The sequence below is a fragment of the Halobacillus mangrovi genome (assembly GCF_002097535.1).
In the GTDB taxonomy this organism is placed as follows: Bacteria; Bacillota; Bacilli; order Bacillales; family Halobacillaceae; genus Halobacillus; species Halobacillus mangrovi_A.
This window is the reverse complement of record NZ_CP020772.1, coordinates 114,000-127,200: the sequence shown is the minus strand read 5'-3', so window position 1 is coordinate 127,200 and position 13,201 is coordinate 114,000. Positions and strand designations below refer to the sequence as shown.

At 42.4% G+C, this 13,201-nt stretch carries 12 protein-coding genes and 2 tRNA genes; 12 read left to right on the top strand and 2 right to left on the bottom strand.

Annotated features, from left to right (window positions below):
- Nucleotides 1-13 precede the first annotated feature (13 nt).
- The 9 genes from HM131_RS00785 (at nucleotide 14) to HM131_RS00745 (ending at nucleotide 8,485) form a co-directional block, all read left to right on the top strand.
- On the top strand, nucleotides 14-1,594 hold the full coding sequence (locus HM131_RS00785; RefSeq protein ID WP_085026994.1) for a putative polysaccharide biosynthesis protein: 1,581 nt from the start codon (nucleotides 14-16) through the stop codon (nucleotides 1,592-1,594).
- Nucleotides 1,591-3,057 carry a bifunctional methyltransferase/pyrophosphohydrolase YabN gene (gene yabN / locus HM131_RS00780; RefSeq protein WP_085026992.1) on the top strand — a complete coding sequence of 489 codons (1,467 nt, stop codon included), beginning with the start codon at nucleotides 1,591-1,593 and terminating at the stop codon, nucleotides 3,055-3,057. The genes HM131_RS00785 and yabN overlap by 4 nt, the downstream gene beginning before the upstream one ends.
- A gap of 1 nt (nucleotide 3,058) precedes the next feature.
- On the top strand, nucleotides 3,059-3,316 hold the full coding sequence (locus HM131_RS00775) for an RNA-binding S4 domain-containing protein (protein ID WP_035543911.1): 258 nt from the start codon (nucleotides 3,059-3,061) through the stop codon (nucleotides 3,314-3,316).
- Nucleotides 3,317-3,682: 366 nt separating this feature from the next.
- A complete protein-coding gene (gene yabP, locus HM131_RS00770; RefSeq protein WP_157130884.1) occupies nucleotides 3,683-3,982 on the top strand; it encodes a sporulation protein YabP in 300 nt (99 codons plus the stop codon).
- Nucleotides 3,979-4,569 (top strand): spore cortex biosynthesis protein YabQ, encoded by a 591-nt coding sequence (yabQ, locus tag HM131_RS00765; RefSeq protein ID WP_085026989.1) that lies wholly within the window; start codon nucleotides 3,979-3,981, stop codon nucleotides 4,567-4,569. The genes yabP and yabQ overlap by 4 nt, the downstream gene beginning before the upstream one ends.
- Before the next feature lie 15 nt (nucleotides 4,570-4,584).
- On the top strand, nucleotides 4,585-4,968 hold the full coding sequence (locus HM131_RS00760) for an FtsB family cell division protein (protein WP_085026987.1): 384 nt from the start codon (nucleotides 4,585-4,587) through the stop codon (nucleotides 4,966-4,968).
- 78 nt (nucleotides 4,969-5,046) lie between these two features.
- The gene (locus HM131_RS00755) at nucleotides 5,047-5,433 is read left to right on the top strand and encodes a S1 domain-containing RNA-binding protein (RefSeq protein ID WP_085026985.1); all 387 of its coding nucleotides are present in this window, start codon (nucleotides 5,047-5,049) and stop codon (nucleotides 5,431-5,433) included.
- Between the two features lie 788 nt (nucleotides 5,434-6,221).
- Entirely contained in the window at nucleotides 6,222-7,568 is a 1,347-nt protein-coding gene (locus HM131_RS00750; protein WP_232324912.1) for an aspartate aminotransferase family protein, read from the top strand.
- Nucleotides 7,569-7,636: 68 nt separating this feature from the next.
- On the top strand, nucleotides 7,637-8,485 hold the full coding sequence (locus tag HM131_RS00745) for a MurR/RpiR family transcriptional regulator (protein ID WP_085026983.1): 849 nt from the start codon (nucleotides 7,637-7,639) through the stop codon (nucleotides 8,483-8,485).
- Between the two features lie 77 nt (nucleotides 8,486-8,562).
- Here the strand turns inward: HM131_RS00745 and HM131_RS00740 are convergent.
- Nucleotides 8,563-8,634, bottom strand: a tRNA-Glu gene (locus tag HM131_RS00740).
- A gap of 20 nt (nucleotides 8,635-8,654) precedes the next feature.
- A tRNA-Met gene (locus tag HM131_RS00735) sits at nucleotides 8,655-8,731 on the bottom strand.
- A gap of 281 nt (nucleotides 8,732-9,012) precedes the next feature.
- On the opposite strand from HM131_RS00735, the gene spoIIE reads away from it, so the two are divergent.
- The 3 genes from spoIIE to HM131_RS00720 all read left to right on the top strand — a co-directional run bounded on the left by spoIIE (nucleotide 9,013) and on the right by HM131_RS00720 (nucleotide 13,164).
- Entirely contained in the window at nucleotides 9,013-11,460 is a 2,448-nt protein-coding gene (spoIIE, locus tag HM131_RS00730; protein ID WP_085026981.1) for a stage II sporulation protein E, read from the top strand.
- Between the two features lie 65 nt (nucleotides 11,461-11,525).
- Nucleotides 11,526-12,263: a vWA domain-containing protein gene (locus HM131_RS00725; RefSeq protein WP_085026979.1), complete on the top strand. Its 738-nt coding sequence runs from the start codon at nucleotides 11,526-11,528 to the stop codon at nucleotides 12,261-12,263.
- On the top strand, nucleotides 12,244-13,164 hold the full coding sequence (locus tag HM131_RS00720) for a protein kinase domain-containing protein (RefSeq protein WP_085026977.1): 921 nt from the start codon (nucleotides 12,244-12,246) through the stop codon (nucleotides 13,162-13,164). Before HM131_RS00725 ends, HM131_RS00720 begins: the two co-directional genes overlap by 20 nt.
- The last annotated feature ends 37 nt before the right edge of the window (nucleotides 13,165-13,201 follow it).

Genomic DNA, 13,201 nt, shown 5'->3' with positions numbered 1-13,201 from the left:
GAAAGGGTCCACAATGACCAATCAAACATCGCAATCCGTCGTTAAAGGAGCACTAATCTTAACCTTTGCAGGGTTAATCAGTAAGATACTGAGTGCAGGATATCGGGTGCCATTGCAAAATATTACAGGGGATTTAGGATTTTATGTTTACCAGCAAGTGTATCCTATTCTAGGCGTAGCCCTGATCCTTTCTTTATACGGATTTCCCGCCGCCATTTCAAAGCTTGTCTCAGAATTCATGGAAGAAAAGTCATTCCTGTCTCTCCCTTCTTTTTATTTGCCGGTATTCTCCTGGTTAATGGGAATCTGCGGCCTGATCTTTGTGATAGGTTTTACTCAGGCACCTGCTATAGCTGCTGTCATGGGGGATGAAAAACTCATTCCATCTTTACGGTCGGCTTTTTTTGTGTTTTTACTCGTGCCATTCATCTCTTTATTCAGGGGTGTATTCCAAGGTATGAATCAAATGAAGCCAACAGCCGTATCGCAAATCCTAGATCAGCTCATTCGAGTCAGTACAATTATTGCCACTGCCGTTTTAGTCATAAAATTTGACCGCCTCTATGTCGTTGGGATCGGAGCGTCAGTCGCCTCTTTTCTAGGCGCATGCGGAGGACTAGGTGTGTTATTATTCTTCGTAAAAAAACAGTCCATTTGGAAAAATGAGAGATGGAGCACATCAGTTTCCTACATACGAACCATTTTGTTTTACGGGTTATTTATTTGTTTAAACTATACACTGTTACTATCTATGCAATTCGTTGATTCGCTTTCACTTGTTCCTGGGCTTCTAGAGTTTGGGGTAGAGATGGAAAAGGCAAGAGTGCTGAAAGGAGTTTTTGACCGAGGACAGCCTTTGATTCAACTAGGGACCGTCCTTGCTTCTTCAGTAGCTCTGGCTTTAATTCCCTCTGTGACGAGGAAACGTTATGAAAAGGATCCGGAACATGTCAAAACTTATATGTACAATTCAACGAAAATCAGTTTAATCATTAGTCTGGGGGCAACAGCCGGCCTGATTGTTTTATTTCCAGAGATTAACCAACTGTTTTTTCAAAATACACAAGGAACAAATGCTCTCAGGGTCCTTATGCTCGTCATTTTGTTTGCTTCTCTTTCTCTAACGACAGCATCTGTACTGCAGGGGCTGGGATATGTACGTCATACCGCCACTTTGATTCTATTAGCCATTGGGATAAAAGTCTTTGGCAATTACTGGCTGATCCCGGCTTTTGGTTTACATGGGGCAGCGGTAGCTTCCACGATAGCTACAGCTTTCGTTTTAGCAGGAAATATCGTACTCTTAGGAAAAGAAATACCGTTGAACCGATGGCTGAATATGCCCTGGCTGAAAATTGGTGCTTCCCTGACAGGAATGATCTTATTTTTGACATTGTTCCACGATTTTGGGGAAAGAATCATGGCCGATGGGCGCGTCCTCTTACTTATTTATACACTCACAATGACGACTCTTGGAGGTCTTGTGTACTTTCTATTGTTATTGACGCTTGGTACTTTTACAAAAAAAGAGCTCGAGCCTATGCCTTTTTATAATACGTTGCAACGACTACTTCCGAAAGGGTTGAAATCATGAATACGATTACGGTAATAGGGTTAGGTGCAGGAGACAAAGAGCAGCTTCCGTTAGGCATCTACCGACAGTTGACGAGTAAAGACAAAACTATTTACGTACGGACACTAGATCATCCCGTAATAGATGAGCTGCAAAAAGACGGACTGAGATTTCTGAGTTTTGATGATGTCTACGAGAAGCAGTCCCAATTTCAAGGTGTTTATGAGACGATCGTTGAAAAGCTGGTTCAGGCAGCACAGGAGGCAGACGTAGTTTATGTCGTCCCTGGGCACCCAATGCTAGCGGAGCGGACGGTCCAGCTTTTAATAGAAAAGCGTGACCACGGTCATGTTCATTTAGACATTCAAGGCGGCCAAAGTTTCTTAGATGCTACGTTTACCGCTTTAGAAATTGATCCGATTGAAGGCCTTCAATTTTTAGACGCTACAGATCTTCATAGAGAACAAATCCAATTGGTGAACCATACGATTTTGTGCCAAGTCTATGATTCGATGATCGCTTCTGAAGTAAAGTTAACACTTCTGGAAGATTTGCCGCCTGACTATCCTATTACGATCGTAACTGCAGCGGGTAGCAGTCAGGAGCAGGTGCTCACTGTACCCCTAAAGGAGCTTGACCGTAATGTGGAAGTCAACAATTTGACGAGTGTTTATATCCCTCCAGTACCAAAGGACAAACTAAATCATCAGTTTTTCCGCTTAAGGGAAGTTATTCGGGTCTTAAGAGGACCAAATGGCTGTCCTTGGGATCGGAAGCAAACCCATGAATCCTTACGTAAATATTTGATAGAGGAAGCCTATGAATTCATTGATGCGGTAAATCGACAAGATGACGAGCATATGGTGGAAGAGCTTGGCGATGTGTTGCTTCAGGTGATGCTGCACAGCCAAATTGGCGAGGATGAAGGGTTTTTCTCTATTGATGACGTAATAGTATCGGTAACAGATAAAATGATCCGTCGTCACCCGCATGTATTTGAGCATGTTACCGTCAACGATGCAGAGGAAGTTGTGACAAATTGGGAGGCCATCAAACAGGAAGAGAAAGGCGGGATGCCGTCCTCAATCCTCGATGCCGTACCTGGAAGCTTCCCTGCATTATTACAAGCGGAAGAGCTTCAGAAGAAAGCTGCCAAAGTAGGATTCGACTGGGATTCTGCTGAACCTGTCATTGAAAAAGTGAAGGAGGAGTGGCAAGAATTCCAAGAAGCACGTGCACAGGGAGATCAGGTAGAGATGGAGAAGGAATTCGGTGATTGGCTGTTTGCCATTGCGAACCTTGCGAGACATTACAAATTAAATAGTGAGAATGCTCTCCAACGGACAAACCAAAAGTTCAGAACTAGACTGGCTGCTATGGAAAAATCAGCTCAAGAGAAAGGTCGTTCCTTGAACGATTATGATTTAGATGCCCTGGAAGAACTTTGGGTTCAAGCGAAAGAACAACATAAAGGAGTGGAATAAATTGCGTTTAGATAAATTCTTAAAAATATCGCGACTGATTAAAAGGCGGACGTTGGCTAAAGAAGTGGCGGACCAAGGACGGATCAGCATTAATGGCAATCAAAGTAAAGCGGCGAGTAACGTGGCTATAGGAGATGAGCTCACCATTCAGTTCGGCCAGAAAGTGTTAACGATCGAAGTGAAATCATTAAAAGAGAATGTAAATAAAAATGAAGCAGCTTCCTTATACGAGATAAAAAAAGAAGAACCCGTGAAATAAGAGTGAACCACTGCGCTTTGCAGTGGTTCTTTCCTTTTATTCTTGGGTTCTACTGTTTCCGCAAACTCCTATAAGGGGAGGGGTTCGGGTATGTGGGAGACGACGAGACTCCCGCGGGAGAAGGAGCTAGGCGAGACCCGGCAGGGAGTGAAGCGACGAAGGAGGCTTGCCGTACTCCGCAGGAAAGCGTTTTTTCCCAGCCCCACCCCACCGTATTAACAGGAACGGACCCATTATATTGAAAGTACGTCTTCAAGATCATGCTATTAACGGAATATATTAAAAAGAGGTCCTTTATTTCCATCGTTCTAAAACACGACTTTTTCTCATAGCTTGTACTAGAGAAGGGGGCTGTTAGAGATGGAAATGTATGATAAAAACCAAAACGTCCGCAGTCATCAACAAGCTGAGCATAATATTAAAATTTGGAATAGAAGAAACATGGAAATTTCAGGAGTCAAAGAGGTCGACAGCTTTGATAGTGAAGAATTCTTACTTCAAACTTCAATGGGGTACCTGGTCATAAGAGGCCAAAACCTTCAGATGAAAAACCTAGATCTAGATTCTGGCATCGTGTCCATCAAGGGAAAAATGTATGAGATGTCTTACTTGGACGAGCACCAAGGGGAGAAAGCTAAAGGGTTGTTTAGCAAGCTGTTCAAATGAGCCTCACCACTCAGTTCGTAACGATCCTCACTATGCTTGCCGGGGGGATGTTTGTAGGAGCTTCTGTGGACACGTTTGAGCGATTTTTTCATAATCGAAATAAGAAGAGCTTGCTTGAAATCATTTATCAACTTTTGTTCTGGTTGATTCAAGCTGCTTTTCTCTTTTATATTCTTTATTTAGCCAACTATGGTGAGCTTCGTGTTTATGTATTTGTCGCTCTTGCTTGTGGTTACGCGAGCTACCGTGCACTCTTTCAGAATCTTTACTTAAAAGCACTTGAAGTGATTATAAGAGTGGTCTCAGCCATTCTGCGAACATTGAAAAAAATAATTTACCATCTTGTCATATGGCCGATAAAATCCATGATTTTCCTAATTTTTTCTTTACTTATTGTTGTTTATAAGATACTTTTAAAGGGTATAATCTTATTGTTTCTTGTCGTATTTTATCCAATTAAACTTGTTTTTCGTTTGATTTGGCGATTGGTGCCGAAAAACATGAAAAATTACTTAAGGCATTTAGCAGGGTTTTTGGATAAAATCAAGAATACAATGAGCAAATGGAAAAAAAGATTCAATAAGTAAAGGAGGTCAAACTGCATGGCAAAAAAACAGCCGGAATCGGTTGCGCGCTTAGATTCTACATACATGAAGCACTACGATGCCTATATGGAGAGACACCAGAAAAAGAAAAAGCGTTTAGTTCGCCGACTGGTTTTGTTTGCCCTGTTAGTAACGATCGTAGCGAGTTCCATGGTGATCTATCACGTGCAACAACAAAGGCTGTACGCAGAGAAGTCTGAGCAGTACGAACAGTTAAAACAGGAAAAGACCGCTTTGGAAAAAGAGGAGAAAGAATTGAAACAGGAAATCGAGCTCTTGAGTAATGAAGAGTACGTTTTGCAAATTGCCAGGACGAATTATTTCTTTTCAAAAGAAGGCGAAATCATCTTTAAAATTCCGAATGAAGACCCTTCATATTGACACTCTTTTCAAAGCTTATATATAATATATAAGAAGGATAATTTTTTTATCGAAAATTTAAGGAGGAGCATTTTTTTTATGTCAATTGAAGTAGGCAGCAAGCTGCAGGGTAAGGTAACAGGTATCACTAATTTCGGAGCGTTCGTTGAGCTTCCAGATGGGAAGACTGGTCTCGTTCACATTAGTGAAGTTGCCGACAACTATGTAAAAGACATTAATGAGCACTTAAGCCAGGGAGACCAGGTGGAAGTGAAGGTCATTAATGTTGGAGATGATGGTAAGATTGGTTTATCCATCAAAAAAGCAAAAGAAAACCACAATCGTCGCCCGCAAAAACCACGTAAGCCGGCTGAATCGTTCGAGCAGAAGATGAGCCGCTTTATGAAAGATAGCGACGAACGCTTAGCATCACTGAAGAAGCACACCGAATCCAAACGTGGAGGTCGAGGTGCTAAAAGAGGATAGCTTGCTGTCTGTGACAATGAGTAAAAGATGCACGTTTTCATACGAAGAGCAGATCCATTCCATATGGATCTGCTCTTTTTTCATTTCATAACCACTTTTCACATGTAGTGCTTACAAGGACTTATTCAACTATATATCAGATTCTGGAAGACTTGAGTTCAAAAAAACTTGGGTTCGTATCCGTAAAAGTGTCAGGGATGGCTGGAAAATAACTCGCTTTCCAGCGGGGGAACTGCCGAGTCTCCTCGCTCGCTGCGCTCTCTGTGAGGTCTCGCCTAGGCCCTTCTACCGCGGTAGTCTCGTCATTTTCCAGCCATCCCAATTGTCATTAACCTCACAATTCCATCTAGTAGCTGCTTTTATCTGAAGAATTAAAATCACCCTCACTCTAAATACTGAGACTATTACGACCTTTGCATGCGTTTCCGTTCAGTCAATGAATGGCAAGGTGAGAGGGGAAATTGTGAGACTCCTGCGGGAATGGAATGGCTGGCAAGATCCCGCAGGTTGACAAACCGAGGAAGCTTGCCGTCATCCCCGCGGAAAGCGAGCGATTTCCCTGAACACCTATCCTAGTACTAAATAACGGAAACAACACTCCTCTAAATAGAAAATAATCTTAAATGTCTTAAGGATATAGAGACTTATATGAAGGGCTGATCAGTGCTAATAATAGTTATCTGTTTATGAAATATTTATTTCATGTTATATTTTTTTTGAAATAAATATTGATAATCATGGAGGTTCTACTCTTGAAGCCTAAAGAGTTTCATCCGCTAGACGAAAAAATGAGGAAATCAGCAGAACTATTTGATCAAGCGAAAAAGGTTATTCCAGGCGGGGTCACAGCGAATATTAAATATATCGATCCCCATCCCATTGTTATGGAAAAGGCAGAAGGAAGTAAGCTATATGATGTCGATCAGAACGAGTATATCGATTATCTTCTATCCTATGGAGCCTTGATTCATGGACATGGACATCAATCCGTATATGAAGCTGTAATGACACAAATGCAAGAAGCTGGTACGACGATTTTCGGTACACCGCACAAATTAGAGACAACCATGGCTGAAAAATTAATTTCACTCTATCCAGGAATGGAAATGGTCAGATACACGAACTCAGGCTTAGAGGCTACTTTACTTGCCCTGCGAGTGGCAAAGGCTTATACAGGAAAATCAAAAATTGCTAAGTTTGAAGGGCATTATCACGGTGGGTATGACCAAGTTTTACTCAGTGTGAATCCTGATCATGAAAAAGCGGGAGAGACTGTAAAACCGAACCCTGTTCCAGAATCACTCGGGTTACCGGAATACTATCAAGAAAATACGATTATTCTCCCGTTTAACGACTTTCCATCTACGGAAAAAATACTACGTGCAAACTCAGCACAGATATCTGCCATCATCATGGAACCTGTCCAAGGTGGTTTCATCCCTGCTGAAGAAGAGTTTATGAAAAGTCTACGGTCTTTAACAGAGGAACTTGGCATTCTGCTCATCTTAGATGAAGTGAAAACCGGCTTCCGCTTATCTTTAGGAGGAGCCCAAATGGTTTATGGAATTGAACCAGATCTTACAGCGCTAGGAAAAGTGCTTGGTGGCGGTTTTCCTGTAGGAGCGATTGGCGGTTCAAAAAAAATTATGGAAATTCTTGCGCCAGATGGGGGTAAGGATATTTTGACAGCTGGAGCTGAAAACCAGCACAAACATCACGCTTTATTTCATAGTGGGACGTACAACGGCCATCCTACTGTCTTAGCAGCGGGACTTGCTACAATTGAACTACTTGAAAATGAAGATACGATGGATGATCTTTTTGCTAAGACGAAATCACTTAGAGACCAACTCGAAGAATTATACAGCCGGTATGGAATATCGATGCAGACAATTGGCCTGGGAAGCATTTTCAATATCATTTTGGCAGAAGGAGAAATTAAGAATTATCGAGATATGGCTAAAGTCGATTCCTCTTTAAGAAAAGAGATCGACTATGAATTGTTGAAGCTTGGTGTCTACACGAAGCCGCTTAATCGCTATTCCTTGTCTACGGCACATACAGAGAAAGACATTGCTCGAACTGTAGAAGCACATGAACAGGCAATAAGAACGGTGCAAAACTGCCTGAAATAGTTGGGAAACCCTTCTAAATACGAACATGTTAAGCTTAAGAGTAGCTTGAAGAAAGAAAGAGGTTTGACATGGATATAAATGTGTACAAAATCATTTACGAAAAAATGCCTGAGATGAGTAAGTCACACAAAAAAATTGCTCAGTATATTCTCAAGAAACCAAATGAAGTGCCGTTTTTAAATGTGAGTAAGTTAGCGAAGCTGGTGAATGTCAGTGATGCGACGGTGGTGCGATTCGCTGTATTTTTAGGTTATTCAGGATATCCTGAGTTTCAAGAACACATACAATCTTCCGTTCAGCAGCAATTAACTTCAGCGGAAAGGCTGCAAATGTCTAATGAGGTGTATGGGGAAGGAGATCGAGACATTCCTCATGTGCTAAGTGGAGATATTGAAAATATCCAGCAGACGATGAAAAATTTAAATGTAGAAGATTTCCGTAGAGCGATCCAGTATTTATTGGAGGCAAAAAGGGTGTACATTGTTGCCAATCGCAGTGCAGCTGCGTTAGGTCTTTTCATGCATTATTACTTGGAAAAAATGCTGGATCACGTTGTAATGCTTGATTCGATCGAGAAAGATGCCGACTTACTTTATGATTTAAGTGAAGAGGATCTTATCATAGGAATCAGTTTTTCACGATACACAAGAAGTACAGTCGACATCTTTTCCTACGCAAAAGAAAAAGGTACAATGACGCTTGCTTTGACTGACGGTCTGTTATCCCCGCTCATTCAATATGCGGATGTTACATTAACAGCGGAAAGTCAAATGCCTGCCTTCATTGATTCATTTGTGGCTCCCTTGAGTTTAATCAACGCCCTCGTAATTTATACAGCGAAGGAAAAGAAAAACGATTTTGATGAAAAGTTAGGTAGACTCGAAACCGTCTGGGATCAATTTGACGTATTCTATTAATCATGGTCGATAAATAAAAAACTCCGCATTCTCAAATTTGAGAATGCGGAGTTTTTTTTGGACAAGAATGTTTCCGATGACCCGTACGGGATTCGAACCCGTGTTACCGCCGTGAAAGGGCGGTGTCTTAACCACTTGACCAACGGGCCTAATATGTATGTGATAAAAATGGTAGCGGCGGAGGGGATCGAACCCCCGACCTCACGGGTATGAACCGTACGCTCTAGCCAGCTGAGCTACACCGCCAAGTGAATGAATGTGTTTTCAAAGTCACAAGGAATATAGTAAACCATTATAAAAATACTGTCAACATAAAATAAAAATATCAGAATTGTATGTATATTTCGCTAGGGAAAGAAGGAGGTTTTTGGATACTCACGAAGGTTGGGAAGGGATAATTTGTAGAAACGGATGCAGTTGTTGAAAAAAGCATCGAAGTTTTTGTTTCTGCTCTCCTGTTGTTTTGACAAAATGCTTGTCTACCATGTGATTTAATAGAATCCATAACAAAGGAGTGTGATGAATAAATGTTAGGTACGATGACGAAACGAGAAGATCGCCAGAACACGTTAAAGCAGTCGAACATCGGCAGAGGATTGAAGAAGGCATCATTTGGATTATTTACTTTCATGTCAAACAAAGGGGTCTTCCATATGGTCCTGGCCCTATTATTAGGAAGAGCTATTATTCTATCATCTATGGCTCCATTCGGTGTGGCTTTCCTGGCCGTGATCTGGTGGCTAAAGCGTCCGCTTGTCATACCAGTAACTATTATGATGGCCGCAGGGGCGTCTACATACAGTTACGGCCATGCGGGTTTTATTGCAGGAGCGTCGGCGACTTTTTTGCTCTTAACTCTGGGGCTGTACAAAATAAGTCACCTCCAGAGATGGCTGCCGATGCTCGCGCTGATGGCCAGTGTCGTTCCACGTATGATCAGTCTGGCACTGCTCGACCGTTGGCAGCTCTACGAACTTACCCTGATGGTCGCGGAAGGGGTACTTAGTTTTATCCTTGTACTTATCTTTATGCAGAGTCTTCCTTTATTAACACCTCAAAGATATCAACCGACGTTAAAAAATGAGGAGATCGTCTGCTTAATCATATTACTCGCCTCTGTGTTAACCGGCTTGATCGGCTGGGAAATTCAAGGCGTGGCGGTTGTTGATGTTTTTTCACGTTACCTTGTTATCCTGCTTGCCTTTACTGCAGGGGCAGCTATTGGTTCAACCGTGGGAGTCGTGACAGGACTAGTGTTGAGCCTTTCGAATATGGATCACGTTTATCAAATGAGCCTGCTCGCATTTTCAGGCTTATTAGGCGGTTTATTAAAAGAAGGAAAAAAGGCAGGAGTGAGCGCCGGGCTCGTGGTGGGGACATTATTGATCGGGTTTTATGTCAGTAATGGGGCCAATTTACCCTCGTCCCTTTGGGCAACGGCATGGGCAGTCCTCTTCTTTGTGTTGACACCAAATTCGTGGATTAGGCAGCTATCACGGTTTGTCCCAGGGACCGACGAACATCATTCTGAACAACAAAAATACTTACAAAAGGTCAGGGACGTCACTGCTGTAAGAGTGGGGAAGTTTTCCGATGTCTTTCAAGCTTTATCCAAAAGTTTCAACTATTTAGAGCGTCCTTCTGCAAATGTTGAAGAAGAGGAAGAAGTAGATTACTTCCTCAGTCATGTTACGGAAAAAACGTGCCAATCCTGTTTTAAAAAGGAGAAGTGCTGGGTCAACATGTTCGATCAGACCCATGACATGATGACGGAACTGATGCACGAGCTGGATGAGAAGGGGGAACCGAATCGGGTTGTTCGTAAGGCCGTAGATCAACACTGTGTAAAATCGCAAAAGTTAATTGACACGATGAAATATGAGTTGTCCTTCTACCATGCGAATAAACAATTAAAAAAACAAGTATTGGAGAGTCGCAGGTTCGTAGCGGAACAACTTCAAGGAGTTTCTGAGGTCATGAGTAATTTTGCACAGGAGATCGTTAAAGAACGGGAGCACCATGAGAAAAAAGAGCAAGTTATTTATAACGCGCTAGAAAGAATGGGGATGATTATTCAGAAATTAGAAATCTATTCTTTAGATGCCGGGAACATTGATATGGAACTCATTGTGGAAATTGAAAATTACCGCGGAGAAGGAGCAAAAATTATTGCTCCTGTGCTTTCTGATATCTTAGGAGAAACAATTGTGGTGACAATGGAAGAAATTTCTCCTTATCCGAGCGGGCGGTGTTATTTAAATTTTGGATCAGCAAAGCATTTTTCCATCGAAACGGGAGTAGCTCATGCGGCTAAAGGAGGAGGGATTGTATCCGGAGATAGCTTTACAATGATGGAATTGGGAAGAGGGAAGTATGCCCTTGCAATCAGTGATGGAATGGGGAATGGGGAAAGAGCTCACGAGGAGAGTATGGAAACTCTAAGACTGCTAAAACAAATTTTACAGTCAGGAATACAGGAGTCCGTCGCCATCCAGTCCATCAATTCGATTCTTTCCTTACGTACGAACGATGAAATTTTTTCAACGCTCGATTTGGCTGTTATTGATTTACATCAAGCAACATCTAAATTCATTAAAGTTGGCAGCACGCCAAGCTTTATAAAGAGAGGAGATCAAATTTTTACCGTAGAGTCAGGGAATCTGCCAATGGGCATCATTCCGGAAGTAGATGTCGATATGACCAGTGAACAGCTTGAGGAAGGCGACCTTCTAATTATGATGAGCGATGGAATTTTGGAAGGGCCAAAATACGTGGAGAACGTGGAAATGTGGATCAAGAGGAAAATAAGGGAGGTTACGAGTGATGATCCGCAAGTGATTGCTGATCTTCTTTTAGAAGAGGTCATACGCACCCAAGCTGGTTCAATTCACGATGATATGACGATCCTCGTCGCAAGAATCGACCGCTACATGCCGGAGTGGAAATCCATTCCCACACAGAAAAAACAGGCCTGAAGGTGAGTATAAAATTCCTCCTTTTCGGTGATGATGGTGACAATGAAATAGGAGGGATCACCATTATGAAACCAGGCCGACTAAAGCAAATTCTTTTGTTAACCGATGGGTGCTCGAATCATGGAGAGGACCCTATCGCTGTAGCAGCTCTCGCAAGAAATCAGGGGATTACGGTGAATGTGATTGGCGTCCTTGATGATCGGCAGCAAGGCAAGCCACAGGGGCTTGATGAAGTCGAATCGATTGCCGAGGCAGGGGGAGGCGTCAGTCAAATCGTCTATCAAAAAAGCTTGTCTCAAACTGTGCAAATGGTGACAAGACAGGCGATGACTCAAACGATCCAAGGAGTCGTCAATAAAGAATTGCAAGAGATCTTAGGGAAAGATCAGACCATTGAGGAACTTCCACCTGAGAAACGAGGGGAAGTGGTCGAGGTTGTCGATGATTTAGGAGAACGCTGTGATCTTGAAGTACTTGTACTCGTGGATACAAGTGCAAGCATGCATCACAAGCTTCCGACGGTCAAAGAAGCCCTATATGATCTCTCTTTGAGTTTAAATGCGAGAACGGGTTCCAACCAATTTAGTGTGTACACATTCCCAGATCACAAGAAAACGATAAGAAAAATGGTGGACTGGACACCTGAATTAGGTGAAATCAACGGAATCTTTTCGAAACTATTGAGTGGAGGGTACACTCCGACTGGGCCTGCTTTGAAAGAAGCGTTGTATGCATTTACAGAAAAACCGATGTTTCAAAGTATGCAAGATGGAGTAGATCCTTATGAAGAAACCGGATTTTAATTTGCGTCCAGGCACTAGTTTGCGTGGAAAGTGGAATGGGAACGCCTACACCATCATCCGAGTACTCGGTTCAGGGGCTTGCGGCACGGTTTTTTTGTGCCGTTCAGAGCAAGGGGATACGTATGCCCTCAAGCTGGGTACGGATAGTTCACGCCTGATGCTTGAAGTGAATATGCTCAAAAAATTCGGTAAGGTCCAAGGGGTCAAACTTGGGCCTTCTTTCATTGATGTCGATGACTGGGCGGGGAAGTCAATGAAAACGTACCCTTTTTACGTGATGGAATATATAGAAGGGGAATCTCTGAGTACTTTTCTTAATGGAAAATCAAAGGAATGGATAGGGATCTGTGCTATTCAATTGCTGAGTCAATTGGAGCATCTTCATAAGGCTGGCTACGTTTTTGGTGATTTAAAAACGGATAACTTGCTTATGTCCGATTCGCTTGTTCGCTGGATCGATGTCGGAGGAGTCACGCAGATCGGCAGGGCGATCAAGGAGTATACCGAGTTTTATGACAGAGGTTATTGGGGAATGGGAACTCGGAAAGCAGAACCGTCCTATGACTTGTTCGCCGTTACGATGATTATGCTTGAAATGGCTTATCCAAAGCGCTTCGAAAAAGCGGGCAACCCAAAGAAAACACTGGAGTCAAAACTAGCTTCTTCTTCCATTCTTCGTCCTTACCAGCGTTTGATTTTGCAATGCTGGAGTGGAAAGTATCATCGTGCGTCAGATATGAAACTCGCGTTGTCTCAAATTCTCCTAAAAAAACAGAAATCCGTCTCAAGTTCACGTAGGCAAAGAAGGCGTGAACATGGATCAGAGAATAAGGAACTGGTGGTTTTCTCGATAAGTACCACATTATTTTTAGGGATTTCCATTTTAAGTTTCTGGATGTAAGTGTATTCTTTTGCAGAACGGATGAAGAGTGATACGA